General features: G+C 55.3%; 19 protein-coding genes. 9 read left to right on the top strand and 10 right to left on the bottom strand.

Annotation, left to right across the window (positions count from 1 at the left end):
- Positions 1-3 precede the first annotated feature (3 nt).
- A complete protein-coding gene (locus tag V7Q41_RS01605; RefSeq protein ID WP_333841933.1) occupies positions 4-1,647 on the bottom strand; it encodes a tetratricopeptide repeat protein in 1,644 nt (547 codons plus the stop codon).
- A gap of 39 nt (positions 1,648-1,686) precedes the next feature.
- On the opposite strand from V7Q41_RS01605, the gene mutM reads away from it, so the two are divergent.
- Together mutM and mutY are read left to right on the top strand one after the other, a co-directional pair.
- Positions 1,687-2,502 carry a bifunctional DNA-formamidopyrimidine glycosylase/DNA-(apurinic or apyrimidinic site) lyase gene (gene mutM / locus V7Q41_RS01600; RefSeq protein WP_333841931.1) on the top strand — a complete coding sequence of 272 codons (816 nt, stop codon included), beginning with the start codon at positions 1,687-1,689 and terminating at the stop codon, positions 2,500-2,502.
- The gene (mutY, locus tag V7Q41_RS01595; protein ID WP_333841927.1) at positions 2,499-3,545 is read left to right on the top strand and encodes an A/G-specific adenine glycosylase; all 1,047 of its coding nucleotides are present in this window, start codon (positions 2,499-2,501) and stop codon (positions 3,543-3,545) included. Before mutM ends, mutY begins: the two co-directional genes overlap by 4 nt.
- Before the next feature lie 64 nt (positions 3,546-3,609).
- On the opposite strand, the gene rapZ is transcribed toward mutY, so the two are convergent.
- Genes rapZ through V7Q41_RS01580 form a run of 3 tightly spaced genes read right to left on the bottom strand, consistent with a single transcriptional unit; the run spans position 3,610 to position 7,051 of the window.
- On the bottom strand, positions 3,610-4,488 hold the full coding sequence (gene rapZ, locus V7Q41_RS01590; RefSeq protein WP_333841924.1) for an RNase adapter RapZ: 879 nt from the start codon (positions 4,486-4,488) through the stop codon (positions 3,610-3,612).
- On the bottom strand, positions 4,485-6,158 hold the full coding sequence (gene recN, locus V7Q41_RS01585) for a DNA repair protein RecN (protein ID WP_333841921.1): 1,674 nt from the start codon (positions 6,156-6,158) through the stop codon (positions 4,485-4,487). The genes rapZ and recN overlap by 4 nt, the downstream gene beginning before the upstream one ends.
- The gene (locus tag V7Q41_RS01580) at positions 6,155-7,051 is read right to left on the bottom strand and encodes an NAD kinase (RefSeq protein ID WP_333841918.1); all 897 of its coding nucleotides are present in this window, start codon (positions 7,049-7,051) and stop codon (positions 6,155-6,157) included. The genes recN and V7Q41_RS01580 overlap by 4 nt, the downstream gene beginning before the upstream one ends.
- A gap of 39 nt (positions 7,052-7,090) precedes the next feature.
- Between V7Q41_RS01580 and hrcA the strand changes: the two genes are divergently transcribed.
- Positions 7,091-8,092: a heat-inducible transcriptional repressor HrcA gene (gene hrcA, locus V7Q41_RS01575; protein ID WP_333841915.1), complete on the top strand. Its 1,002-nt coding sequence runs from the start codon at positions 7,091-7,093 to the stop codon at positions 8,090-8,092.
- Positions 8,093-8,097: 5 nt separating this feature from the next.
- Here the strand turns inward: hrcA and V7Q41_RS01570 are convergent, their stop codons facing one another.
- The 4 genes from V7Q41_RS01570 to V7Q41_RS01555 form a co-directional block, all read right to left on the bottom strand.
- The gene (locus tag V7Q41_RS01570) at positions 8,098-9,051 is read right to left on the bottom strand and encodes a DMT family transporter (protein ID WP_333841912.1); all 954 of its coding nucleotides are present in this window, start codon (positions 9,049-9,051) and stop codon (positions 8,098-8,100) included.
- Positions 9,052-9,094: 43 nt separating this feature from the next.
- Entirely contained in the window at positions 9,095-9,664 is a 570-nt protein-coding gene (locus tag V7Q41_RS01565; protein WP_333841909.1) for a hypothetical protein, read from the bottom strand.
- Between the two features lie 62 nt (positions 9,665-9,726).
- The gene (locus V7Q41_RS01560) at positions 9,727-11,496 is read right to left on the bottom strand and encodes a Kelch repeat-containing protein (protein WP_333841906.1); all 1,770 of its coding nucleotides are present in this window, start codon (positions 11,494-11,496) and stop codon (positions 9,727-9,729) included.
- Positions 11,497-12,020: 524 nt separating this feature from the next.
- Positions 12,021-13,106 (bottom strand): CaiB/BaiF CoA transferase family protein, encoded by a 1,086-nt coding sequence (locus tag V7Q41_RS01555; protein ID WP_333842146.1) that lies wholly within the window; start codon positions 13,104-13,106, stop codon positions 12,021-12,023.
- Between the two features lie 204 nt (positions 13,107-13,310).
- Between V7Q41_RS01555 and V7Q41_RS01550 the strand changes: the two genes are divergently transcribed.
- The 5 genes from V7Q41_RS01550 (at position 13,311) to V7Q41_RS01530 (ending at position 20,521) form a co-directional block, all read left to right on the top strand.
- Positions 13,311-14,054 carry an SDR family NAD(P)-dependent oxidoreductase gene (locus tag V7Q41_RS01550; RefSeq protein WP_333841905.1) on the top strand — a complete coding sequence of 248 codons (744 nt, stop codon included), beginning with the start codon at positions 13,311-13,313 and terminating at the stop codon, positions 14,052-14,054.
- 40 nt (positions 14,055-14,094) lie between these two features.
- A complete protein-coding gene (locus V7Q41_RS01545; RefSeq protein WP_333841903.1) occupies positions 14,095-14,550 on the top strand; it encodes a hypothetical protein in 456 nt (151 codons plus the stop codon).
- Between the two features lie 142 nt (positions 14,551-14,692).
- Positions 14,693-15,898, top strand: a complete 1,206-nt coding sequence (locus tag V7Q41_RS01540; protein ID WP_333841900.1) for an acetyl-CoA C-acetyltransferase — start codon at positions 14,693-14,695, stop codon at positions 15,896-15,898.
- A 31-nt stretch (positions 15,899-15,929) separates the two neighbouring features.
- Positions 15,930-18,095, top strand: a complete 2,166-nt coding sequence (locus V7Q41_RS01535; RefSeq protein ID WP_442918771.1) for a 3-hydroxyacyl-CoA dehydrogenase NAD-binding domain-containing protein — start codon at positions 15,930-15,932, stop codon at positions 18,093-18,095.
- 20 nt (positions 18,096-18,115) lie between these two features.
- A complete protein-coding gene (locus V7Q41_RS01530; protein ID WP_333841897.1) occupies positions 18,116-20,521 on the top strand; it encodes an acyl-CoA dehydrogenase in 2,406 nt (801 codons plus the stop codon).
- Between the two features lie 25 nt (positions 20,522-20,546).
- Here V7Q41_RS01530 and V7Q41_RS01525 read toward each other — a convergent pair whose 3' ends face one another.
- Both V7Q41_RS01525 and V7Q41_RS01520 read right to left on the bottom strand, forming a co-directional pair.
- Positions 20,547-22,595, bottom strand: coding sequence for an oxidoreductase (locus V7Q41_RS01525; protein WP_442918779.1), 2,049 nt, complete (start codon positions 22,593-22,595; stop codon positions 20,547-20,549).
- A 41-nt stretch (positions 22,596-22,636) separates the two neighbouring features.
- Positions 22,637-24,130, bottom strand: coding sequence for an arylsulfatase (locus tag V7Q41_RS01520; protein WP_333841895.1), 1,494 nt, complete (start codon positions 24,128-24,130; stop codon positions 22,637-22,639).
- Between the two features lie 229 nt (positions 24,131-24,359).
- Here V7Q41_RS01520 and V7Q41_RS01515 point away from each other — a divergent pair, with 229 nt between their 5' ends.
- A complete protein-coding gene (locus tag V7Q41_RS01515; RefSeq protein ID WP_333841894.1) occupies positions 24,360-25,805 on the top strand; it encodes a coniferyl aldehyde dehydrogenase in 1,446 nt (481 codons plus the stop codon).
- Positions 25,806-25,846: the final 41 nt, after the last annotated feature.

Genomic DNA, 25,846 nt, shown 5'->3' with positions numbered 1-25,846 from the left:
GTTTTAGAGTGCAGGTTTGAGGCGTTGCAGAGTTTCCTGCAAGGTCTCGTTGGCGGGCGCTAGGTGGAGTCCTTCACGCCAAACTTGGATGGCTTCGTCTTGGCGCTGCATCATCCACAGCACCTCACCCAAGTGGGCTGCAATCTCAGCATCTGCTCGGTCCTTGTAGGCTTTTTGCAGGTAGTTCAGCGCTGCGCTCAGGTTGCCCAAACGGAACTCCACCCAGCCCAAGCTGTCGGTGATGAAGGGGTCATTTGGCGCAAAGGTCAGGGCTTTGATGATGAGTTGTTTGGCTTCAGGCAAACGCATGTTGCGGTCTGCCAGCGAAAAACCCAAGGCGTTGTAGGCGTTGTAGTAGCTGGGGTTTTGAGCGATGATTTGACGCAGCAGCTTTTCCATCACCTCGAGTTGGTTGAGCTTTTCGGCGAGCATGGCTTGCTCGTAAAGTAAATCTAGGTCGCCCGCGTTGCTGGCGGCCAGCAAATCAAATGCAGCTTGCCATTGGCGGTGCTCGCGCAACAGTTGCACTTCGGCCAGTAAACGGCTGCGCTGCTCGTCGGCGCTGTTGGCTGGAATTTGTTGAATCAACTCACGCGCCTGTCCCATCTTGCCTTCGCGTGCCAACAAGGCAGCGCGGCGCGTTTGTGCTTGATTGAGTCCGCGTGTGCTGGTGTCGGTAGGAGCTTGGGTGACGAGATTGACATAGCGAGCCAGAGAGGCTTCGGCTTCTTGGCCTTGACCCTGCTCAAATTGCAAAGAGCCCAGCACCAACCAAGCGTCGGCCAGCTTGGGGTCTTTGCGCGTGATGGCTTGCAGTTGTTCGGTGGCGTCCTTGTAGCGCTCTAGCTCAATCAAAATGCGCACATAGCTCATGGCCATTTCAGGGCTGTTTTGTTTGCGCAGGCCTTGTTCCACCAGGGGTTCGGTTTGCGGGATTTTTTTACCCATCAACTCCAAGGCGAGCAACAAAGGGCCTTGGGCTTTGATATCGGCGGCTTGGCCTTTTTTGACGGCTTCAATGGCACCGGCTATGTCGGCGCTGGCCAATCGCATGCGACCCAAACTGGTCCAAGCCACGGCGCTGGTGGCGTTGTTTTTGGCGAGGTAAGGCTCTAGCGCTTGCTGCACCACAGCGGTGGCGCGTTGTTTGTCGGTGACGCGGGCGTAATGACGGGGGATGAGGTTGATGGCGCTGTCGCGCTGGGATTCAGGCGCAAGTGAGATGTCTTTTTTAAGCGGCTCCAAGCTTTCGGCGACTTGGTTGACGGCCAACAAAATTTGCAACACTTGGTTGTTGGCCTTGCGGTCTTTTGGCCAGGCTTGTGACCAAGCACGCGCCGCCATCAAAGCGCCATCGCCCGAGCGAGCTTGGAGGGCGATTTCAACGGCGCGCTCATAAAGTCCAACATCGTTGGATTTTCTGGCTGCATCGAGTAAGAGCGAAAAGCCTGCAGCAGGCTCGCCATGGCGAAGGTTCATCTCGCCGAGCAAAATTTGATAAAGCAACTCGCCTGACATGGCTGAGTTTTCTACCTTGTCGGTTTCGCGGGCTTGGGCGTTGGCTGAGAAAGACACCGCGCAAGACGCAGCCGCGCTAAGCGCAATGCACAAGGCCCAGAGGCGTGCGGCGGACAAGGGAAATTTCATAACCGCATCATAATCGTTGACTAATTTTGTTTGCTCTCCATGCCCGAATTACCCGAAGTTGAAGTTACCCGTTTGAGCTTTGTCGACCGCATTGTTGGTGCCCGTGTGAAGGGGGTGCGTGTTGGCAAGCCGCTGCGCTGGCCCTTGGGTTGCGAGCCCTCGTCCTTGATTGGCCAACAGGTGCGGGACGTGCGGCGACGCGGTAAGTATTTGCTGGTTGATTTGGAACACGGTTTGCTGCTGTGGCATTTGGGTATGTCGGGTAGCCTGTCGTTCGGGGATGATCGCAGTCCCCCAAAAACCCATGACCATTTCGATTTAGATACCAGTCACGGCTTGCTGCGCCTCAACGACCCGCGTCGCTTTGGTGCTGTGGTGTTTGCGTCCAGCGAGCACAGTTCGCAGGCGGTGAAGTTGTTGGGTCACTTGGGGGTCGAGCCTTTGAACGGTTTTTTTGCGCTTGAGGCCTTTCACGCGGGGTTGCGCAAGCGTCAAACGTCCATCAAGCAAGTGCTGTTGGGCGGCGAGCTGGTGGTGGGTGTGGGCAATATTTATGCGTCTGAAGCCTTGTTTCTGGCGGGCATTCGCCCCACCACGCGGTCCGCACGCATCAGTCGCCCTCGCGCCGAGAAGCTGCGCCTAGCCGTGATAGATGTTTTGGCCCGCGCCGTGAAAAAAGGCGGCAGCACCTTGCGCGATTTCTCTGCTGCTGACGGCAAAACCGGCTACTTTCAACTCGAAGCCCATGTGTATGACCGCGCGGGCCAGCCCTGCCGCGACTGCGGCTCGGTGATTCGTCGCATTCAGCAGGGGCAGCGCTCCACCTATTTTTGCCCGGCTTGCCAAAAACCATGACAGCACATCAGAGCTTTGGCGACACCGTCGTGGCTTGGCAAAAAAAGCATGGCCGCCACGACCTGCCGTGGCAAAACACCCAAGACCCCTATGTTGTTTGGTTGTCTGAAATCATGTTGCAACAAACCCAGGTGACTACGGTGCGCGCCTACTTTGCGCGTTTCATGGCCCGCTTTCCAACGGTTGCTGATTTGGCCAGCGCGCATCAAGACGAGGTGATGGGCTTGTGGAGTGGCTTGGGTTACTACAGCCGAGCTCGCAACATGCATCGCGCTGCGCAAGACGTGGTGTCTTTGCACGGCGGCGTGTTTCCGCGCAGCGCTGACGCCTTGCAAACACTGCCAGGCATTGGCCGATCCACCGCAGCGGCAGTGGCCTCATTGTGCTTTGGCGAACCCATTGCGATCTTGGATGGCAACGTCAAACGGGTGCTGACGCGCTATTTGGGTTTCAAAGAAGACTTGGCTTTTGCTCAGGTGGAAAAAAAAGTGTGGGCCATGGCTCAAACCTTGCTGCCCCAGCACGATGTCAAACAGTCCATGCCGCCCTACACCCAAGGCCTGATGGATTTGGGTGCCACCGTGTGCACACCCAAAAAACCGCAGTGCGTTGTATGCCCCTTAGCCCAGACATGTGTGGCAAAACTTGAGGGCCAACCCGAAACCTACCCTGTGAAAACACGCAAACTCAAACGCACGTCTGAGCAACTGTGGTTGTTACAAGCCGTCACACGCGCAGGCGATGTGTGGCTGATGCAGCGTCCGCCAATTGGGGTCTGGGGCGGTTTGTACTGCCTGCCAGTGTTTCAAAGCTTTGACGCTCTGCTGGCGGCTTTACCCACCACTCACCATGCGCAATTGCAAGAGGGCGGCGTCATCAAGCATGTGCTCACGCACAAGGATTTACACCTCCATCCGGTCGCGCTGAATTTGCCTAGCCCAGAGCAACTCGGCACTTTGATGGGCGAAGGACGTTGGTCAACAAAGACCGACTGGCCCAGCTTGGGCTTGCCAGCACCCATCCGCAAGTTGCTCGAACGATGAACATTTCAGCGGGTTAGCGTGAAGCACACCCCGCCCGCCGCTGAGACAGGTTTTCACCGCCGCCTTAAGTTGCGATATCTAGCTCGCGATGGCGCTTGAGCGTGACCCACTCTGTGGCGAATTGCTTGGAGAGCAACTCCACCAAATACACCGAACGGTGTTGACCGCCCGTGCAACCAATGGCGACCGTCACATAGCTGCGGTGGTCTTGGTTGAGGTCGGGCAGCCAAGTGTTCATGAACCCGGTGATTTGGCTGGCCATCTTCGCCACTGCATCGTGTTCGGCCAACCAGTTGGCCACAGGCGCGTCACGGCCTGTGAGTGGCTTTAATGCAGGTTCGTAGTGGGGGTTGGGCAACATACGCACGTCAAACACATAGTCGGCGTGCACCGGAATGCCGCGCTTGAAAGCAAACGATTCAAACATCAAGGTCAGCTGCGAGGCAGGCGCCGAAATGAGTGATTTGATGTAGCTCTGCAACTTGCTGTTGCGCAACAAGCTGGTGTCGATGATGTGCGACTCTTCGCGCAGCTCTGACAGCAGTTCTCGCTCAAGCTCAATGGCTTGGACCAAGTCACGTTGTTGGTCTTGCACCAAGGCTTGTGGGTCTTGGCGAGACAGCGGATGGCGGCGCCGTGTTTCTGAGAATCGGTGCACCAAGATCTCGGTGGTGGCGTCTAGGAAAAGCATGCGCACATCCACATCCATGGTGCGCAGATACGCCAGTTGCGCTGGCACCAACGGCAGCGAGTTGGCACTGCGCACGTCCATGGCGATGGCCACTTGGCTGATGCTTTGCTGAAGCTCAAGCTGCACAAAAGGCAGCAACAACTCGGGCGGCAAGTTGTCTACGCAGTAGTAGCCTGCATCTTCTAAAGCGTGCAAGGCCACCGACTTTCCTGAGCCCGACATGCCAGTGATCAGCACCAGTTCTTGTTTCATGATTTGCCAGTCTTTGCAAAGGTTTGAAGCATTTCACGCGCGTGGGCGAGTGTCGTGGGCGACACTTTTTCGCCGCCTAACATGCGTGCAATTTCATTGGTCCGTGCCTCGGCGTTCAGCGTATTGACTTGACTCGAGGTGCCTTGCGTGTCGCTGTGTTTGATCACTAACAAGTGGTGGTCTGCACAGGCGGCGACTTGCGGCAAGTGGGTCACGGCCAACACTTGACGGTCCTGGCCCAGTTGCTTCATCAAGCGGCCCACGGTTTCGGCGACGGAGCCGCCCACGCCTGAGTCGACCTCGTCAAAGATGAGGGTTTGTGCCGTCCCCAACGCGCTGGTGGTCACGGCAATGGCCAAGGCAATGCGCGACAGTTCGCCTCCAGACGCCACCTTGCCCACCGGTCGCGGTGTGCTGCCGGGGTGGCCTGCCACCAAGAAGGTCGTGTTCTCTAGGCCGCTGGCTGATGCCTGCTCGGTTTTGTCGAGTTGCACCTCAAAGCGGCCGCCTTGCATGCCCAAGCCTTGCATGGCTTGGGTGATGGCTTTGGCCAACTTGGGCGCGGCTTGGGTGCGAGCCTGAGAGACTTTGCGGGCCTCGGTCTGGTAGGCCGCTGCAGCTTTGGTTTCAGTGGCGATCAACGCTTCAAGGTCGGTGGCTGCATCGAGCTGGGTCAGGCGGTCTTTCCACTCAAGGTACAGCGCAGGCAGCTCTTGAGGCGTGCGCTTGAAGCGACGTGCCAAGGACATCCACAGCGACATGCGCTCGTCTAGGGTTTGTAAGCGAGCAGGGTCGAGTTCTGCGTGGCCCAAATAAGCATTCAACGAGTGCGCCACGTCGCCTGCTTGAGCAAGGCTAGAGGCCAGCACATCCACCCAATCGGCGAAATCGGGCTCGACATCGGTTTGGTCCTGTAGCGCGTTTTGTGCTTTTGCCAACAGGCGCAACGCGCCGTTGTCATCGTCTTCTAACGCGTGGATAGCCGCTTGCGCAGCGTCCATCAAAGTTTGCGCGTTGGAGAGGCGGGTGTGTTGGCTATTGAGCTCGTCCCATTCGTCTTTTGCTGGGCCGAGTTTGTCGACTTCGGCGATTTGCCACAGCAAGCGTTCACGCTCTTCTTGTAGCGTCGCTTGTGAGGTGCGTGCTTCGTGCAGCGCTTGAGTGGCCTGACGCCATTGCGTCCAAGTTTGGGTCAGTGCATGCAGCGTCAAGCCTGCATAGGCGTCTAGCAAGCCGCGCACAGCCTCAGGCCGAGTCAGGCTTTGCCATGCATGTTGCCCGTGGATATCCAGCACCATGTCGCCCAAGGTGCGCAATTGAGTGGCAGTGGCAGGGCTGCCATTGATCCAAGCGCGGCTTTTGCCTTGTGCGTCCATGGTTCGTTTGAGCAGCAACTGTTCGTCTGTGGCAAGGTCGGCAAAACCTTCGTCGCTCAGCCATGCCAATATGTCAGGGTTGGTATCGAACTCGGCACAAATTTCGGCACGCGCTGCGCCTTCGCGCACCACGCTGCTGTCAGCCCGAGCGCCCAGCACCAATTGCAAGGCATCAATCAAAATGGATTTACCAGCCCCTGTCTCACCTGTGAGCACGGAAAAGCCGCTCGACAAATTGAGATCGAGCTCGCGCACGATGACAAAATCGCGCAACACGATATGCCGCAAACTCATGCCCCGCCCTCGTTCCAATGCAGTTTTTGACGCAAGGTGTCGTAATAACTCCAGCCGCGTGGGTGCAAAAAGGTGGCATGGTAGTTTGAGCGCTTGACGGTGATGCGGTCACCTATCAACAGTGAGGCCAGCGACTGCATGTCAAAGTTGGCACTGGCGTCACGACCTGCCACGAGGTCAATCGTCACCTCGCCGGTGTCAGCCAGCACGATGGGACGGTTGGACAAGGTGTGAGGCGCAATCGGTGTCATCACCCAAGCAGGCAGCGACGGGTGCAGCAAAGGCCCGCCCACGGACAGCGAATAGGCGGTACAGCCTGTGGGCGTGGCGATGATCAAGCCGTCCGCACGTTGGTTGGCTACAAAGCGGCCATCAATGGCAACGCGCACTTCTAGCATGCCACTGGTCGCGCCACGGTTGACCACCACATCGTTCATGGCCAGGGCGTTGAACACGCAATGGCCATCGCGCCAAACCTTGGCACGCATCAAAGCGCGGTGGTCTTCCTCGTAAGCGCCGCCAAGCATGGCGGTGAGCGTGTGCTTGACCTCGCTCAGGGGGATGTCGGTAATAAAACCCAAGCGACCTTGGTTGATGCCAATCAGCGGTACCTGATGCGGCGCTAGCTGGCGGGCATAGCCCAGCATGGTGCCGTCGCCACCGAGCACAATGGCCAAGTCACACGACTTGCCGATTTCTTCGGTGCTCATCACGGAATAGCCGCCTAAACCTATCCCTTGTGCCGTGTCTTGCTCTAGGATGACATCGCAGCCCAGCGTGTGCAACAACTGAGCGATGCCCTCTAAGGTTTGGCGAGATGATGGGTTGATGCTTGAGCCCGCGTTCAAGTGGTATTTACCGAGCAAGGCAATCTGGCGAAACTTGGATTTCATAGGCAAATTACATCACTAAAATTCGACAACAGGATGACCATGCTAGACGATCGCGCCAAGTTATTGCTCAAAGCGCTGGTAGAGCGCTACATCGCCGACGGGCAGCCCGTCGGCTCGCGCACGTTGTCGCGTGCCACGGGCATCGAGCTGTCGCCCGCCACCATCCGCAATGTGATGTCTGACTTGGAAGAATTGGGCCTGATTGCCAGCCCCCATACCTCGGCTGGGCGCATTCCCACAGCCCTCGGCTACCGCTTGTTTGTGGACACCATGTTGTCGGCTGATCGCAGTCAGTTTCAGATGGCCACCTTGGCTCCGGATCAGCCGCAAAAGGTGATTGCCAATGCGGCACTTTTGCTGTCGGACTTGTCTCATTTTGTAGGGGTGGTGATTGCGCCCAAGCGCAGCTCGGTGTTTCGCCACATTGAATTTTTGCGTTTATCTGACCGTCGCTTGTTGGTCATCATCGTCTCGCCCGAGGGGGATGTGCAAAACCGCGTTCTGTTCACTGAGGCAGACTACACCGCCGCGCAATTGGTGGAGGCCTCCAATTACTTGAACCACCACTTTGCAGGCATGGCCATTGAGCAAGTGCGGGAAAAGCTGCTCGCCGAGGTGGAATCTTTGCGTGGCGAAATCGCCACACTCATGCAAGCGGCTGTGCAGGTGAGCACCGAGGCGTTGACGCAAGTGCAAGACGACGTGGTGATCAGCGGCGAGCGCAATTTGTTGTCGGTGAGCGATTTTTCTAGCGACATGGGCAATCTGCGCCGCGCCTTTGATTTGTTTGAGCAAAAAGCCCAGTTGGTGCGTTTGCTCGACAGCTCAGCGCAGGCACAAGGCGTGCGTATCTACATTGGTGGTGAAAGCAAAATTGTGCCCATGGAAGAGCTCTCGGTGGTCAGCGCGCCTTATGCGGTGGATGGCTTGGTGGTGGGCACGCTGGGCGTGATCGGCCCTACGCGCATGGCTTATGACCGCATGATTCAAATTGTGGACATCACGTCCAAACTGGTGAGTAACGCCCTCAGTCACAAGTGATGGGTTTACGGTTTGGGTAGTCGCACGCCAAACAAAATCCCGCAAGTCACCAGTGCCAACCCAGCCATCAGGTTGAGGCTCATGGGTTCATTCAAAAACACCACGGCCCCAAAGGCGGAAAGTCCCGGCACCAAAGCGGTGATCATGGTGGAGCGAACGGGGCCGTAATGGCGAATCATGATGTTGAAGGTGATGCCCGAAATCACCACTGAGCCCACACCTTGGTAAATGGCTTGGAACAACATTTCGCTGACTGGCGCTGTGCCAAGGTGCGTAGGCACCCAGCTGGCATAAGCCGCCAAGGCATATAAAGGTACAAAAGTCACACAAGAAAACGCGGTGATGGCAATGGTGGCCCGCACGGGATCCAGCGCGTGGCGACGCACCAGCACGCTGTAGCAGGCCCAGCAAAAAGAGGCGCACATGAACAACACATCGCCTCTCCAAACCTCACCGCCATCGAACGCTTTGAGCAGGCTAGTACCCCCCACCAAGATGTCACCCAGCACAATGCAGGCCAGGCCGATGGCGCGTGTTCGGGTGATGGGGTCATGCAACAACACCAAAGCCAGCAGGGATGTCCACAACGGCAAGCTGCCTGGCATCAGCACCGACGCGTGTGCGGCAGGCGCAAAGAAAAATCCAGAATAGGCGAATATGGCGTACAGCATGCTGCCAAACACCCCCGCCAAAGCGGTGATGCGCAAGGGCAGTGGGGACAAGCCCATCAAAGAACCAATAGGCGCATCACTCGTGTTGCCCTGTTGGCGTTGCGTCCGCATGAGCCACCAGCCCCAAGGCAGCAACACGCACCCCGCGCCAACGATGCGCAGAAAACCAATATCGAGGGGAAGCAAATTGTGTGAGGCCGACGCGCGGGCCACCACAATGAAGGATGACCAAATCAGCACCGTGACCAAGGCCGCGCCAAGCCCGAGGGCTTTGGGAGAGAGTTTCATGCAAGGGATGATAAATCCCTTGCGGTCGTCAAACGCTAAGGGCTTAGAAGTTAAAGCCCACCAACACCGCAGCAGAGCTTTGCTTGAACTTGTCGCCACCTAAGCCTGCATTCACGCTGTCAGTGGCGCGCTGTGTCCACTCGGCTTGGATGAAATTTTGGCCGTAGACATAGTGCTTGATGCCAATGCCGTAGCTGCTACCACTCAATTTACGCGTGCCTACGCTGCTTTGGTAGGTGCTGGCGTAGGTGCCCAACTTGGCGTAGAGCAATGAGTTGCTGAGCAACAAAACGCCTGGCTCTATCGTGATTTCGGTAGGAGAGTTTTTTGCCAACACTTCACCTGCCACCACTTTTGAGTTTTTCAAATCAAAGGTGGCGCTCACCCCCAATTTGGCAGGGTATGCCAAAGCAAAGGTGTAGTTCACTTTGGCCAAGCCCACATTGGTGTTGGCTTTGGTTGTGTTGGCTGCCGAAACGGCTTTGGTCGCATTTTGCGAAGCGCCCATGCTGAAATTTGCGCCTTCAAAATAGGCGTAAGTAGGCTTGACAGGTTGCGCCAAGCTGATTTGAGCCAAAGAAGCCAGAGCGGCAAGGGTGAGAATTTTTTTCATAAAACACCATTCGTGAAAGAAGCTTGTGTAAAGAGGTATCGACGCAGGGCCATCAAACTTGATCAAGGAGCCCAAATTTCTGAGCTGGTCAATGTTGTGCACGCACCCGATGGCACCGTGCAGTAACTTCCCAAAGTAAGCACCTTGCCATTGCTGAGCATCAGGCTGGTGTTCATGGCGCGCCCCACTGTCAGGGTTCTTTGCGGGCTGCTAGACCAGGTGTTGGATGCTGCCTCGTAGTAGTCCATGCTGGTCAAAGAGGTGGTTCCGTTGTAGCCACCAATCACCACCACATCACCATTGCGAAGCGCGGTGCTGGTGTGGTAGGCCCGCGGTGAGCTCATGCTGTAGGCCGTAGCCCACGTGCGGGTGCTTGGGGTGTAGATTTCTGCTGTGCGCGAGTCCAAGCTAAAGCCGCCGGTCACCAAGACCTTGCCCGAAGCCAACAACACTGCCGAGTGGTTGTAGCGCGCTTGGGCCAAACTGCCCGTGGTCAAAGGCGAGGCGGCCAAATGCGCCCAGGTGAAGGTGGCTCCGTCATAGGTCAAGGTTCTGGCCAAAGCGCCGTTGCCAATGCTGTTGCCGACAAACAAAACATCCCCATTGCTCAGCAGCGTGGCCGTGTGGCCTTGGCGCTCTTCTGGCAGCAAAGGTCCTGCGAAAAATGTGCCTGTTGACGGGTTGTACACCTCTGTGTACTTTGCATCAGCTGTACCCAGCGGGCCGACGGTGCCTCCTGCAATCAACACCTTGCCATCGCTCAACAAAGTGGCTGTGTGGTAGCGGTGCGTAAAAGCCATGGGGCCGATGGTGTTGGTCCACACGCCGGTGCTTGGGTCGAAGGTTTCAGCGGTTGACAAAGAATTGGTGCCGTCGTTGCCACCAGTCACCAAGATTTTTCCGTTGTTCAACACCGTTGCTGTGTGGCCCCGACGCGCTGTTTTCATCTCGCCCGTCGCACGCCATGTGTTGGTGATTGGGTCGTACAGCTCGCAGGTTTTGAGCACGGTGGTTCCATTGCTTGTGCCGCCAGCCACCAATATGAGCGGGCTGCTGGGGAGTTGCACCATGGTGTGGTCGCTGCGTCCTGCCGCCAAAGCGCCGCCAGTGGTGAAGTTGCCAGGGCTGGTGGTGACATCGACGATGACAGCTTTCTCCACCACCGCCACCACATTGGGAATCACGCGCTCGTCGCGGTACTCAAGACGCAGGGTGTAAGTGGTATTGGTGGTGGGTGAGAGTGTTTCCGATTTGGCTGAGTTCACGGCAATACTTTGCGTGCCGTAATTGATGACGCTGCTGATGATGGTGCCGGCTGTCCACGAAAAAGTGGGCGTGAGCGTGACCGTGTTGCCCAAGGTGATCAAGTTACTGCTGGCGACCAAATCAAAGGTGGGCACCAAGCTTTCTGTGGCCTTGATCGTGACTGTTTGTGTGGTGTTGACGGTTAATGTCTGTGGACGAACCGTCGATGGATCTTGGTAGCCCACAGTCAGGGTGTAGACCGTTGTTTGTGTGGGGTTGACTTGAATGGGCACATTTGAAGTGGCCGCAACGATTTGCGTTTGTCCCTGCGCATCCTTCCAGCTCAGCACCCCTGTGCCGTAATTGAAGCTAGGCAAAAGGAGGGCCGCATTGCCAGAATAAATGGCATCCACCGATCCAGATCGTGCCAATGAAATGGTGGGTGCTGCGCCTGTGGACGACGATTCACCCCCGCCACCACCCCCGCCACCACAAGCGACAAGCAAGCAAAGGCTTCCCGCCATGACCCAAAGGCGTGGCCAGCGAATGATGTTGCTCGACAAGGAGCTGAAGATTTCGAAGGTCATGGGCGTGATTCACAAAATGACTGGATGCTGACATCAGCGTCCTACCCAAATGTTTCGACCTCACCAAGCAATACTTGAATGCCGTCTTGTTGCGCCCAATTACAATCAGGAGGCAAAGTACAATTTGTTTTTCGGGCCTATAGCTCAGTTGGTTAGAGCAGAGGACTTAAAGCGCAGGTGACCTAAAACACAAACATGTCATGGTCATTTGCCGTTGGGTTGCATGCGGGCAAGTTCACTCTGCTGGCATGTAGAACTACTCAAATTCGGGGAAGCCTGTGCTGCTTGCAGCGTGGTAATCCCGAGCCAAGCCTAGTCGCCGTATTAGGAAGGTGTAGAGACTGTACGGGTAGGTCGTAAAGACAAGAGACAGTCCAGACTACAAACTGGAAACAGGCAGCGAAAGCTGTAGTAGTAAGCATAATCCTTTGGTCCCAGGTTCAAGTCCTGGTGGGCCCACCAGTCGAGAAAAAGCCACTGATTTCGGTCAGTGGCTTTTATCTTTGGCTCGATTTTGGCTGGAATCAATCAGTTTTTTTGGCAGCCAGTTCAGCCAAGATCTCTGCCGTATGTTCGCCGCACAAGGCACCCAGAGTCGGAGATCGGGCCGGTGTTCTCGAAAGCCTTGGTGCTGGCGCAGGTTGGCGCTGGCCGTTCACCTCCACAAACAATCCTCGGGCTAAATTATGTGGATGTTGGCTGGCTTCTTCTAGCGTTAAAACCGCCCCAAAACAGGCATCGCTACCTTCGAGCAGTGTTTGCCATTGGGCGCGTGTACGAGTTTTGATTTTTGCCGCCACCCTTTCTTTGAGTGCGGGCCAGTTGCTACAAACATACTGATCTGCTGGGGAGACGTCATCGAGGTCAAGACGTTTGAGTAATTCGGCATAAAACTGCGGCTCAATCGCGCCCAGCGTGATGTAACAACCGTCTGCACACTCAAAAACCTCGTAAAAAGGTGAGCTGTTTGCAAACAAGTTTTGCTCAGGCTTGTCGAGCCAAAAACCGTTTCCACGCATCTGGTGAATTAGCCCGCTCATCGCAGTGACACCATCGATCATGGCGGCATCAACCACTTGGCCTTGAGCTGACTTTTGGGCCTCAAATAATGCACAAACCAAACCAAACACAAGAAACATAGCGCCCCCTGCCATGTCTCCAACCACCGTCGGCGGTATTGCCGGCGCTTGGCCAGCTCGACAAGACGTGGACAGTACGCCCGACAGGGCGACATAGTTGATGTCATGTCCAGCAGCATGTGCCAAAGGGCCTGTTTGACCCCAGCCCGTCACACGGCCATAGACCAGTCTGGGGTTGCGCGCGGCAACTTCTTCGGGGCCAAAACCAAGACGTTCCATGACACCTGGTCTAAACCCCTCGATCAAAGCATCGGCTGATTCGATCAGGGCCCAAGCCTGTGCGCGACCTGCCTCACACTTGAGATCAAGCGCCACAGATCGCTTCCCACGGTTCATGGGTGCTCGGGGGTAGAGCGACGCTCTTTGCTGATCGGCAGCGCGGTCCAACACAATCACGTCAGCACCCATGTCTGCGAGCATCATGCCTGCAAAGGGACCAGGACCAATCCCTGAAAATTCAATAATCCTCAGTCCCTGCAGCGGGCCTGCGGACGCCTTGTTTGAAGAGCTCGGTTCCATTTGTATTTGCCTGCAGAAAAATTGGGTTGTTCAGTCAATGGGCTGGGCAATATCATGACACTTTGTCCAAAAAAATAACCCCTCTATTTGAAGTATGCCGCTCAGGTATTGCTCTGGCAAACTGATGTGAAGAAAAGATTCGGCGGGAGATTCAAAATGTTCAGATTAGATGGAAAAGTGGTTTTGATCAGCGGTGCTGGGCGGGGCATGGGGTGGGGTATCGCGCAAACCTTGGCTCGCCAGGGTGCAAAAGTGATCATCAATGATTTTTATGCTGAGCGTGCTGAGCAAGCTGCACGATCTTTGAATGATTCTGGTTTTCAAGGCTACTTTGCCACAGCAGATATGACGAATAGAGAAGCGATTTTTTCTATGGTCAGTCAAATACTTTCGCAGCATGTTGCGATTGATGTATTTGTTCACAATGCGGGCATACCAGCTCAAGGCTGGAAATACTCACAGTTTCTTGACTCTGCACCTGCCGAATGGGATGCTTGGTTGCAACTCAACTTGCATGGGCTCATGCATGCTTGTCAAGCCATCTTGCCGCAAATGATCGAGCGAAGTTGGGGCCGAATTGTGGTCATCAACTCAGATGCCTCTCGAACCGCGACAGGCATGGGGCTTTGCGCATATGGCGCGGCCAAGGCGGCGGCCATTGGCTTTATTCGTAATTTATCTGGGGAGGTTGGCAGACACGGTGTCACAGCCAACGCTTTGTCATTGGGGACCATGAACAACTGGGAAGGTTCAGAACAAATCGCGCGCAAGACCGCCTCTGTTCGACGCGCAGGCTCCCCGCAAGATGTAGGTGCTGCAGTCACTTACTTGGCCTCGGCAGAAGCAGAATGGGTCAACGGGCAAGTGCTTGCGGTCAATGGTGGCAGTCTGGTTTGCTGAAGTCATGACGTCCAAAACCCCGCCCGATAAAGCCTTGTTGATGGATCGGCATGCCTATCAAATATCGCATTTGATTGCTAGCTTTACCGTCCCAATGATGAGAAAGCTTTATCACCAATTTGACGGTGACATGGTTCAAATGATCATCTTGGGAGAGATTTCGCTGCACAACGTTTCTGAATTTTTTCGTAAAGGTGGACAGCATGTGCACGAAAAATTGCTTGACGACATGGCTAGACGCGGTCATTTGATGAACTCATGCAACGTCTTTTCCATCAGTGAAGCCACGGGCATACCTCGTGAAACGGTGCGGCGCAAGGTGGGTCAATTGCTCAAAAAAGGTCTTCTTTACAGGGACGAACACAAAAGGCTGATGGTGCGCTCGGGAGTGAGTGCTGGGTTTGCCAAGCGCAATGCTGAAACGACCGAAGAGATTTTGGCGCTCGCCGCCAAACTGCAATCCTTGCTCAATACGGCCAACTCTCAAGACGATTGAATTGCCCAAAATGGGTAATACCTTGCGCAAATCGCGGTCACTTGGGCAAGACTAAGCAGCTAGCAATGATGAAGTCTCATTCACCGACTGGTGGTTGAGTGACTGAGTCAACCTGTTGATCTCACACAATTGGAAAGTCAAGATGCATACGTTTGTATACGATCACGTGCGTACCCCAAGGGGTAAAGGTAAAGCCGATGGGAGTCTGCATGAAGTGACGCCGGTTTGGTTGGCCAGCCGGCCTTTGGTGGCATTGCGCGAACGCAATCGGCTGGACACAGCGGCCATCGATGATGTCGTCATGGGTTGCGTTGTGCCGGTGGGTGAGCAGGGCGGCAACATTGCACGCATGGCCGTGTTGCAGGCTGACTTTGATCAAAAAGTACCCGCCCTTCAAATTAACCGTTACTGCGGGTCTGGGCTGGAGGCTGTGGCCTTTGCCGCAGCCAAGGTCATGGCAGGCCAGGCCGATTTGGCGGTCGGTGGGGGCATCGAGATGATGTCTCGTGTTCAGATGGGTGCCGATGGCGGGGCTTGGGCACAAGACCCACAAGTGGCCTTCAAAACTTATTTTGTGATGCAAGGCATTTCTGCCGATTTGCTCGGCTCATTACGTGGTCACAGTCGCAGCGATGTTGACGCCTATTCGGTTGAGAGCCATCGCCGTGCACATCAAGCTTGGACAGAGGGTCGATTTGATCGATCTGTCATTCCTGTGCAGGACTTCCTAGGCCTGACCCTGCTGTCGCGAGACGAGACTATTCGCCCAGAAACAAGTGAGGAAAGCCTAGCAGCACTCAAACCCGCTTTCACTGAAATGGGTGAAAAGTATGGCTACAACAGTGTGGCAATGCAACGCTACCCACAGGTCGAAAAGATCCAGCACATCCATCATGCCGGCAACAGTTCGGGCATCGTGGACGGTGCCGCTGCTGTGTTGGTCGGTAATGCGGCAGCAGGCGTGCGTTTGGGGTTGAAGCCTCGCGCCCGCATCGTATCTTTCGCGGCAGTTGGTTCGGAGCCAACTTTGATGCTCGATGGTCCTGGTCCAGCTGCGCGCAAAGCTTTGGCAATTGCTGGTATGCAGCCTTCAGACATTGATCTTTGGGAGCTGAACGAAGCTTTTGCATCCGTGGTGCTGAGCATGATGGAGGAGCTTTCAATTCCCCATGACCGAATCAATGTGAACGGAGGAGCCATTGCCATGGGTCACCCTTTGGGTGCAACAGGCGCCATGATTTTGGGGACTGTGTTGGATGAGCTTGAACGCACAGATAAGCAAACTGCACTGGTGTCCGTGTGTGTGGCGGCCGGCATGGGTTCGGCCATGATCATTGAGCGCGTTTGAGCGCGACTGAAGCAACGCGAAAGAGAACAACATGCAAGACATCATTCGTTACAACGTAGATTCGGACGGCATCGCCACCCTGACCATGGACTACCCGGGCAAGACGATGAACGTCATCGACGCAGATTTCATGCGCAGCCTATCCATTGGAATTGACCGCGTGGTCGCCGATCCAGCTGTCAAAGGCGCCATTTTGACCTCTGCCAAAGACAGCTTCGTCGCTGGTGCCGACCTGCTTGCCATGGAGGCAAACCTAGACAGCATGGTGAGTGACTCGATCGAGGTTTTGGTGGAAAAATGCGCCTCCTTGTCGAAGCTGGTGCGTCGAATGGAAACATGTGGCAAACCATTTGCAGCTGCCATCAATGGGGTCGCGATGGGGGGCGGGTTTGAGCTTTGTCTGGCATGTCATTACCGTGTCGCATCGGACACCCCCACTTTGGTCTTGGGTTTGCCCGAAGTCCAAATAGGTTTGCTACCCGCTGCGGGTGGCACGCAACGCTTGGTTCGCCTGATCGGTATTTTGGCTGCCACGCCTTATTTGCTGGAGGGTCGACATGTCAGCGCTGCCAAAGCCAAAGAAGTCGGCATGATTGACGCGGTGGTAGCCCCCACTGAATTGCTTGATGCCGCTAAAAAATGGCTATTGGAGATGCCAATTGCCACGCAGCCATGGGACGTGAAAGGCTTCAAAATTCCAGGCGGGGGACCTTTGGATGCGCGGGTCACCCCCAGCTTTGTGGTGGGTAACACATTGCTACAGGCCGCCACGCATCACAACTTGCCCGCACCGCTCGCCATTCAGAGTTGCGTGTTCGAGGGCGCCCAACTGCCCATGGACAAAGCGCTTCGAATTGAAAGCAAGTACATGGCCTCGTTGACCCGTGGCACCGTTTCGCGTGCCATGGTGCGTACCTTATTTGTGAACAAGTCCAAGGCTGAAAAAGGCATGCACCGTCCCGCTGGTTTTGCCGCGTTCAAATGTCGAAAATTAGGCATGATTGGTGCAGGCATGATGGGCGGGGGCATCGCTTTGGTCGCCGCACAGCGAGGCATTGAAGTTGTGTTGATTGACCGTGATCAAACGTCAGCTGAGCGGGGCAAGGGCTATGCCGAAAAGGTGCTCAAGCGTTTGATCGAAAAAGGTCAATCCACACAGGCAAAGGCCGACGCTATCTTGACCCTCATCACACCAACCACAGACTATGAGTTGTTGCGCGATGCCGACATGGTGGTGGAAGCCGTGTTTGAAGACCGATCCATCAAGGCAGAGGTCGTCAAACGGCTGGACGCTGTTTTGTCTGAGCAATGCGTGCTCGCTACCAACACCTCGGCCTTGCCCATCAGTTTGTTAGCCAAAGCGACGCAAAGACCTGAGCGATTCATCGGTTTGCACTTTTTTTCGCCCGCTGACCGGATGCCGCTGGTTGAGGTCATTCGAGGCAAGCAGACGTCAGATGCCACCTTGGCACAGGCGCTGGATTTTATTGCGCAGCTTAAAAAAACCCCTATCGTGGTCAACGACAGCCGCGGCTTCTTTACCAGTCGTTTCATTGGTGCATTTGTCGATGACTCGATTGGCATGTTGGCAGAGGGCATCGCACCCGCGTTGATAGAAAACTGTGCCCGTCATGCTGGCATGCCGGTCGGACCTCTTGCCATCACAGATGAACTCTCGATCGAGTTGTCGGTGCACGCGGGTGAGGCCCAGGCGCGTGAGTTTCCTGATACCTACAAACCTGGCCGCTCAGTACCCGTGCTTAAACAGTTGTTTGAGCAAGGCCGGTTGGGCAAGAAAATGGGCAAAGGCTTTTATGACTACGATGCCACTGGAAAGCGCTTGTGGTCAGGTCTATCTGGCTTGTATCCCTTGTGTGCACAACAACCTGACCCACACGTCTTGCGCCAGCGTATCTTGTATGTGCAAGCCATTGAGGCAGCGAGAGCCATGGAGGAGGGGGTGTTGCTGGCCCCTGCGGATGGCGATGTCGGTGCTGTTTTGGGAGTAGGTTTCCCAGCCTACACGGGTGGCCCGTTTTGTTTTATGGATGGGATTGGCATAGCGGCCTTTGTTGCAGGGGCAGACCGCTTGGCAGATCTGTTTGGGGAGCACCTGCGTGTACCAAACTTGTTGCGCGACATGGCCGCCAAAGGTGAAACTTTTTATGGTCACACTGCCCGCAAAATGACTGCATAAGCCCGTTAGAAAGCACTGCCATGAACTTTGATTTTTCAGACGATCAAAACCTGCTTCGCAACGAAGTTCGCAAATACCTCATCAAAGAGTCCCCGGTCTCGGTTGCACGCTGTGTCATCGACGAAGGCGCTACCCATGCTGCAGACGTATGGCAGGGATTGAGTGGCCTGGGTGTGACGACGTTGATGTTGCCAGACTCGTGCGGCGGCATTGGTTTGGGTGCCATGGAGTTATGTGTCGTGGCCGAAGAAGTCGGTCGTCAATTGGCTGCTGTGCCGCTGTCGTCTACGCTTTACTTTGCCAGCCAAGCCATCTTGCTTGGGGCCTCTGAAGCTCAGCAGCAACGCTGGCTACCACGTGTTGCTCAAGGCGCAATCGCCACTTTGTTTGCACCGCACGATCAAGAGCATGACGAGACCCCACTGCCAGTTTTCGATGGCGAGCTTTTGACGGGCACTGCACCACTGGTTTTGGATGGCGGTTGTGCTGCTTTTGCCGTGGTGTTGGCGCGTAACTTGCAGGGGCAGCCTTGCCTGGTGCTGGTCGAGTTGACGAATCAGGTACGCCGTAGACCCTTGAAAACCATAGATCCGGCCAAACCCTGTTGTGCCCTCGATTTTTTGTCCGCTCATGCCCAAGCGTTGGATGCTGTGGCGCCTGGTGCGGCCACCATGAACCTGCTCAGCCGCGTTCGTCACCGGGCGGCTATCTTGTTGGCCTTCGAGCAATTGGGAGGCGCAGACGCAGCGCTTGAAATGGCAGTGGCTTACGCACGAGAGCGCAAAGCTTTTGGTCGAACCATTGGCTCTTATCAAGGCATCAAGCACAAGCTGGCTGACATCTACACCCAAAACCAATTGGCACGTGCTCATTGTTATTACGGGGCTTGGGCCTTGACTGCCGATGCGGCCAGCTCAGGCGGCGCTCCCGAGCTCGCGCTTGCTGCCGCCAGCGCGCGCGTAGCTGCCACTGAGGCTTATAGTTTGGCCGCACAAGAAAATATTCAGGTGCATGGTGGCATGGGGTACACCTGGGAGTTGGACTGTCACCTGCACTACCGTCGAGCACGCCAGTTGGCCGTGCTGTTGGGCAACGTACACGTGTGGCGCGAGACAGTCGCTTCAGAGCTCGAGACGAAGTTGGACACCCCCAGCCTGCCCGTCCAACGGGGGCCTGTGGTGCCGGGATCCATGGACTTTGATGACTCGCCCGAGGAATCATCTTTCCGTCAAGAGTGCCGCACATGGCTTGATGCCAATGCCACGTTGAAGGCGCGAAACGATGATTTTTTTGGTCCCGATCTCAGCCCGACTGAACGAATGCAAGCCGCAAGGGATTGGCAAGCTTGCAAGGCTGCTGCAGGTTTTGGGGCCATCACTTGGCCCTCGGCGTTTGGGGGTAGGGGTGGCACGCCGATGCAAGAGTTAATTTGGCGGCAAGAAGAGGGGCGCTATAACGTACCCACCAGCTTCTTTAATGTCAGCTTGGGCATGGTCATCCCCTCGTTGATGGCGCACGCCAGCGACGCAGTGCGCTCAGCCCACATCGCCCCCGCACTCACGGGTCAGCACTTATGGTGCCAATTGCTGAGTGAGCCCGGTGCAGGCTCTGACCTAGGCATGGTTCGCACACGTGCCCAGCGGTGTAGCGATGGACGGCAGGGTTGGTTGTTAAATGGTCAAAAAGTCTGGACCTCGTTGGCTCAATTTGCTGAATATGGTTTGGTTTTAGCCCGCACTGATCCAGCACTTCCCAAATTTGATGGTTTGTCCACCTTCTTTATCCAAATCAGCAGCCCTGGTGTGACGGTGCGCCCGATTCGTCAAGCGGGTGGGGAGTCAGAGTTCAACGAGGTTTTTTTCGAAAACGTGTTTGTGCCCGATAGCCAGTTGGTCGGCCAAGTAGGAGGTGGCTGGAAGGTCACCCTGACGGGCCTGATGAGCGAACGTTTGTCTGTTGCCGGTGTCATGCCTGCAGAGCTTTGGCGCACCTTGGCTGAGTTGCTGAGAGAGGCTCGTTTTTTAGGTCAAAGCGCTTTGCGCGATGGTCGTATGCGTGGTTTCCTTGCGGATTTTTATTTAAATGCCCAGGCCCTTTGGTTGCTGCAATGCCGTGGTTTAACCGCGCTGAGTAAGGGTCGTCAACCTGGCCCTGAGATGAGTGGCGCCAAAAATGTGGCCGCACAAACGCTACAAAAGTTCAGTTATTTTGCGATGGATTTGTTGGGTGAACGCGGTGTTTTGGCAGCCAGCGAGTTGGGCGAACGCTTTGCATTGGTGGAGCGACTTTGGTTTGGATCTGCTGGAATGCGGATTGCAGGCGGCACGGACGAGATTGTGAAAAACAGCATTGGTGAGCGTGTATTGGGCCTAGCTCCCGAACCTCGCACCGACAAAGGCGTGCCCTTTCACGAGTTAGAGCGCTGAACCTGACGGCAAATGGACAAGGCACTCAAAGCGCCAATGCGGTGCGCATGCCTTGCTCAATGGCGCGCCTTGCATCGATCTCGGCTGCTGAATCAGCGCCACCGATCACACTGAAGGCGATGCCCATGGCTTGTAGCGGCGCCATCAGTTGCCGGTCAGACTCTTGACCGGCACAAACTACCACATGGTCAACAGCAAGGCAGCGCGGTTGATCCTCGACTTGCACATGCAGTCCTTGGTCATCCACACCCAAATACGTCACGCTGCCCAACAAATGCACCTCGCGTCTGTCCAAAAGCGCTCGTCTTATCCAACCTGTGGTGCGTGGCAGTCGGTGTCCCAATTTTCCGGGACTACGCTGCAACAACCAGACCTCTCGTCCCGACAAGGTCGGCGTGTTTTTTTTGGCGCATGCCGCCAGTCCTCCACGGCCTGACAAGCTGCGATCAATGCCCCATTCATTCAGATAAGCTTCCAGTGGATCTTCGTGGCTTGGGCGCAAAGGCCCGCTGAGTAGTTCAGCCACATCAAAACCAATGCCACCTGCTCCCACAATGGCCACCCGTTGCCCGACGCTATGGGGTTGTCGAATCGCGTCCGCGTAACTCATGACTTTGGGGTGTGTTAACCCCGCCATCTCGGGCTGTCGAGGCTTGACGCCAGTGGCAAGTACAACGTGGTCAAAGCCTCTGAGTTCTGCAGGAGAGATTCGCACACCCAGATGCAGTTTGATGCCTCTTTGCGCAATCAGACGCGCGTAATAACGCAGCGTCTCGCTAAACTCCTCCTTGCCTGGAATGCGACGTGCCAGTTCAAACTGTCCACCGATTTGATCTGCTGCATCAAACAGCGTGACCTCATGGCCTTGGGCTGCTGCTTCGGTGGCGCAGGCGAGGCCAGCAGGGCCAGCACCCACCACGGCTAGGCGAAGCGCTTGTTCGAAGCTGCTTGTTGGCCATTCTGTTTCGCGGCAAGCGCGGGGGTTTACCAAGCAACTCACAGCTTGCTGGGCAAAGACTTGGTCAAGGCAAGCTTGATTACAAGCAATGCAAGTGTTGATATCTTGTGCCCGCCCCTGTGCTGACTTTGTTACAAAGTCAGCATCGGCCAGAAAGGGTCGCGCCATTGACACCATATCTGCATCACCCCTAGCCAGAAGTGCCTCTGCCTCATCAGGCATGTTGATGCGGTTGCTGGCAATCACTGGCACCGTCACCACCTCGCGTAGGCGTCGTGTGGCCCAGCTGAAAGCGGCACGAGGCACCAAGCTTGCAATCGTGGGTATACGCGCTTCATGCCAACCGATGCCAGTATTGAGCAAAGAAACTCCAGCCGCTTGTAAAGCCTGGGCTAACGAGGCGGTCTCTTCCCAATTGCTGCCATGCGCAACAAAGTCCAGCAGTGAAATGCGAAAGATGATGACAAAGTCGGGGCCTACGGCCTCACGAACACGCTGCACAATGGCCAGCGCAAAGCGCTGACGCGCCTGAGCGCTGCCACCCCAGTGGTCGTTGCGTTGATTGGTTTGAGGTGCCAAAAACTGATTGATCAGATAGCCCTCAGAGCCCATGATTTCTACACCGTCATAGCCCGCTAAAAGGGCCAGTTGTGCGCAACGAACATAGTCCTCGATCAAGATCTCAATTTCTTCACAAGTCAGCGCATGCGAGAGATGCCGTGACAGTGGTGAGCGCAAGGCAGACGCAGAAACACCGCCACTGGCGTAGTCATAGCGACCCACATGCAGCATTTGTAAGGCGATGAGCCCCCCTGCATGGTGCACGGCAGCGGTGATTACTTGGTGTTGCAGAGCTTGGGCCTGAGTGTGTAAAGTAGAAAACTCTGCACGCTCTGTGAGCCCAAGTGCGCTTGGGTTGATACCAAATCCACCGGTGACGATCAGCGCCACGCCCCCTCGCGCTCGCTCAGCATAAAACGCAGCCAAACGCTCGAACCCTCCGGGCAGGTCTTCGAGTCCGGTGTGCATAGAGCCCATCAAGACTCGGTTTTTCAAACGCAGCGAACCAAGCTGAAGGGGGGCCATCAGGTTTGGATAAGCCAATATGGCCTCCATCATGTCTGGGTTTTGCAACTAGAAGACGCTTATATGTGGACTCAAGGCGCTTTGTTTGGTGGTTGGCGCGTCGCATCGTCGGGTCGAAGACTGCCACCTATTTGGCGCGGTGGGTACATTCTTAAGCTTATGAAGTGCTCGGTCAGCAAGTCTTGAATCTGACCCCCAATCCAGGCCTTGCGCAAAGCAAGTTTGTTCGACTCACGTCCGCCGCGCTGCTCATAGGGGTCCATGCGCAGGTTAAAGAAAGCAAAGCTCTGTTTAAGTGGATCAAAAAATCCATCACGCTCCTTGAGCAAACCTTTCCAAGGGCCAATGCGAACACCGACCAACTCACGTTCGTTGTAGTAGATAAAGCTGTTGCGCGCCGAGGGCTTTTTACCGCGCCAATGATCGATGTTGTCGACTCCGTCGATCAGGACCTGATGGCTTGCTTTCAGTTGGTCTGCCACTTTGGGGACGCCTGCAGCTGACGCTAGTGTGGTGAACAAGTCGTAATGTGTTTGGATACCGTTGGAGACAGAACCTGCTGGTATGGCCGCAGGCCAACGCGCCAACATCGGAACACGGTAGCCACCTTCCCACGTCGATGATTTTCCTCCACGAAATGGCGTTGTCCCACCGTCTGGCCAAGTGAAACCTTGCGGTCCGTTGTCTGAGGTGAACATCACGATGGTGTTTTTGGTCAAACCCAACTCGTCTAGCTTTTTCAGTATCAGGCCAACATGGTTATCCAGCTCAATCATGCCGCTGCCATAGATGTCCTCTTCAGAAGAATATGGCAAGGCCAGATAGCGTGACTCGGGCTTGAGATGTGTCCAAACATGCATGCGCGAGCTGTTGTGCCACAGAAAAAAAGGTGTCTTTGATTGAGCGGAAGATTCAATGAACTTGATTGACCGAGCTGTCACCTCGTCATCGATTGTTTCCATCCGCTTGACGGTCAAGGGTCCTTGATCTCGCGGGGTTTGCCCAGCGATGGCATGGATGACGCCGCGTGGCTTGTATTTCGTCAAAGCAGCTGTTGGATAGTCGCGTTGCTCTGGCTCTTCCTCTGCATTCAGGTGATATAAATTGCCAAAAAATTCATCAAATCCATGGTTGTGCGGCAGATGTGCATCACGGTCACCCAAATGACTCTTGCCGAAATGGGCAGTTCGGTATCCGCGCTCTTTGAGTAGCTCCGCCAAAGTAGGGTCACGCTTATCAAGACCGATGCTTGACCCTGGCAGTCCGACAGTTGTCAAGCCGGTTCGAATGGGCATCTGACCCGTTATGAACGCTGCACGCCCTGATGTGCAAGAGGGCTCTGCATAGTGATCAGTAAACAGCATGCCTTCTTTAGCCAGCCGATCTATATTGGGTGTCGGGACCATCATGCCGTGTGAGTAAATACCCACGTTGGAGGGGCCAATGTCGTCGGCCATGATCATCAAAATATTGGGCCTGTCCGCTGTCTGTGCAGACACCACACTGCTGGCTAGAAAAAGCAATGTGGCAATTTTTCGAAACCACTGGGCAATAGAAAAAGTCATGGGTATGGTTCTCCTTGATTAACTTGCTTGACAGGATATGGGGAAACTCTGACCTCCGTCACAAGTTTCGTTCCAAACTTCAAAACCCGTGACAAAGATTGCCCATTTTGGGTAATTAGGTGAGCGCATCCCTGTTGCCGCCAAGAGAATGTCAACCAGACATGAACCACCACGGCATCACGAAAGTGGCAGAGTTGTTAGACGTCACAATGAAAAAGAGGAGACATTCATGACAGTTTGCGCCTTGCCTGCTTCCCCCCATGCAGACCAGATAGCCGCACATTTGCAACTGCAGCGACAGGCGTTTCTCTCAGAAGGACCTGTGTCGGCCGCTGTGCGCAAGGACAGGTTGATTCGTTGCGTCGAATTACTCAAACACAACAGTGGCCGTATTTGTGAAGTGATCAGTGACGACTTTGGCGCCCGCCATCCAGTCAGCACACTCATGATGGATGTGCAAGCGCCTATTGCAGCCCTCAAATACGCCATCAAGCACGTGGATCAGTGGATGAAGCCCCAGCGACGCTCAGGGCTATTTCCTTTCAATCTTTTTGGTGCCCGTGCTGAGCTGCGTTACCAGCCTAAGGGTGTCGTGGGCATTGCTGGAACATGGAACGGTCCGTTGTTTATGGTGTTTGCCCCGTTGGCTGGCGTATTTGCTGCGGGCAACCGCGTCATGGCCAAGCCCTCCGACCTCTCGCCCCGTACATCGGAGTGGCTTGTCGAAGCTGTATCCCAGTACTTTGATCCATTGGAGTTTTCAGTGGTGACTGGCGGGCTGGATGTGGCTCAATCTTTTACCCGCCAAGCCTTTGACCATTTGGTTTTTACGGGCAGCACTGGGGTGGCTCGCCAAATCATGCGTGATGCCGCAGAGCATTTGGTACCCCTGACCTTGGAGTTGGGCGGCAAGTCGCCAACCATCGTTGGGCGCTCTGCTGATCTTGACCTGGTGGTTGAAAAAATAGCCATGGGCCGTGCGCAAAATGGGGGGCAAATTTGCGTCATGCCTGACACGGTGTATTTGCCGCGTGAGCGCGTAGAGGAATTTGTCAGCAAATTTCGTACGCTGTGGTTAGCCATGTTCCCCACGGTCAGCGGTAATCCCGACATCACCAGTGTGGTCAGCGACAGGCACTTACAGCGTTTGAACGCCAAGATTGAAGAGGCCCGATTAGCAGGCGCGCGCATCGAAACTTTAGGACAAGTGGACGCTTTGGCAACCGACCGACGCTGCCCCTTGCATTTGGTGATCAACCCTCCAGCGCAAACCAGCATTGCACGCGAGGAAATATTTGGTCCAGCAATGGTTGTCGTGACCTACGATGACATCCACGAAGTACTGGACAAGATCAACTCATATGAACGTCCGCTTGCGCTTTACTATTTTGGGCGTGATCGTCAAGAACAAGAGCATGTCTTGGGCAACACGTTGTCGGGAGGTGTTTGCGTCAACGATGTCATGCTGCATGTAGGGCTCAATGATGTTCCTTTTGGGGGCGTAGGAGCCTCGGGTATGGGTGTTTACAACGGGCCCGAAGGGTTTGCACAATTCAGTCACTTGCGTGGTGTCTATCACGCGGGTTGGTGGGATCCGCGTCGCAAACTTGGTCTGTTGCCGCCCTACAGCAACAAGCTGCTCCAGTTGTTGCAAAACACAGTCAAACGTTCCTGATGGCAACCCAGCCCGAAATCTTCAAAATGGATTGAGCAAGG

Origin of the sequence: Limnohabitans sp. (genome assembly GCF_036804465.1) — a bacterium.
Lineage (GTDB): Bacteria > Pseudomonadota > Gammaproteobacteria > Burkholderiales > Burkholderiaceae_C > Limnohabitans.
Note: the sequence above shows the minus strand (reverse complement) of the source record. Positions and strands in the feature narration are given on the sequence as shown.

Bases quoted from the DNA above. Each gene is read 5' to 3' on its own strand.
- V7Q41_RS01560 (WP_333841906.1), bottom strand. From the start codon at position 11,496: ATGACCTTCGAAATCTTCAGCTCCTTGTCGAGCAACATCATTCGCTGG.
- V7Q41_RS01540 (WP_333841900.1), top strand. From the start codon at position 14,693: ATGCATACGTTTGTATACGATCACGTGCGTACCCCAAGGGGTAAAGGT.
- V7Q41_RS01580 (WP_333841918.1), bottom strand. From the start codon at position 7,051: ATGAAATCCAAGTTTCGCCAGATTGCCTTGCTCGGTAAATACCACTTG.
- hrcA (WP_333841915.1), top strand. From the start codon at position 7,091: ATGCTAGACGATCGCGCCAAGTTATTGCTCAAAGCGCTGGTAGAGCGC.
- V7Q41_RS01565 (WP_333841909.1), bottom strand. From the start codon at position 9,664: ATGAAAAAAATTCTCACCCTTGCCGCTCTGGCTTCTTTGGCTCAAATC.
- mutM (WP_333841931.1), top strand. From the start codon at position 1,687: ATGCCCGAATTACCCGAAGTTGAAGTTACCCGTTTGAGCTTTGTCGAC.
- recN (WP_333841921.1), bottom strand. From the start codon at position 6,158: ATGAGTTTGCGGCATATCGTGTTGCGCGATTTTGTCATCGTGCGCGAG.
- V7Q41_RS01605 (WP_333841933.1), bottom strand. From the start codon at position 1,647: ATGAAATTTCCCTTGTCCGCCGCACGCCTCTGGGCCTTGTGCATTGCG.
- V7Q41_RS01545 (WP_333841903.1), top strand. From the start codon at position 14,095: ATGGATCGGCATGCCTATCAAATATCGCATTTGATTGCTAGCTTTACC.
- V7Q41_RS01515 (WP_333841894.1), top strand. From the start codon at position 24,360: ATGACAGTTTGCGCCTTGCCTGCTTCCCCCCATGCAGACCAGATAGCC.
- V7Q41_RS01525 (WP_442918779.1), bottom strand. From the start codon at position 22,595: ATGGAGGCCATATTGGCTTATCCAAACCTGATGGCCCCCCTTCAGCTT.
- V7Q41_RS01550 (WP_333841905.1), top strand. From the start codon at position 13,311: ATGTTCAGATTAGATGGAAAAGTGGTTTTGATCAGCGGTGCTGGGCGG.
- rapZ (WP_333841924.1), bottom strand. From the start codon at position 4,488: ATGAAACAAGAACTGGTGCTGATCACTGGCATGTCGGGCTCAGGAAAG.
- V7Q41_RS01535 (WP_442918771.1), top strand. From the start codon at position 15,930: ATGCAAGACATCATTCGTTACAACGTAGATTCGGACGGCATCGCCACC.
- mutY (WP_333841927.1), top strand. From the start codon at position 2,499: ATGACAGCACATCAGAGCTTTGGCGACACCGTCGTGGCTTGGCAAAAA.
- V7Q41_RS01570 (WP_333841912.1), bottom strand. From the start codon at position 9,051: ATGAAACTCTCTCCCAAAGCCCTCGGGCTTGGCGCGGCCTTGGTCACG.
- V7Q41_RS01530 (WP_333841897.1), top strand. From the start codon at position 18,116: ATGAACTTTGATTTTTCAGACGATCAAAACCTGCTTCGCAACGAAGTT.
- V7Q41_RS01520 (WP_333841895.1), bottom strand. From the start codon at position 24,130: ATGACTTTTTCTATTGCCCAGTGGTTTCGAAAAATTGCCACATTGCTT.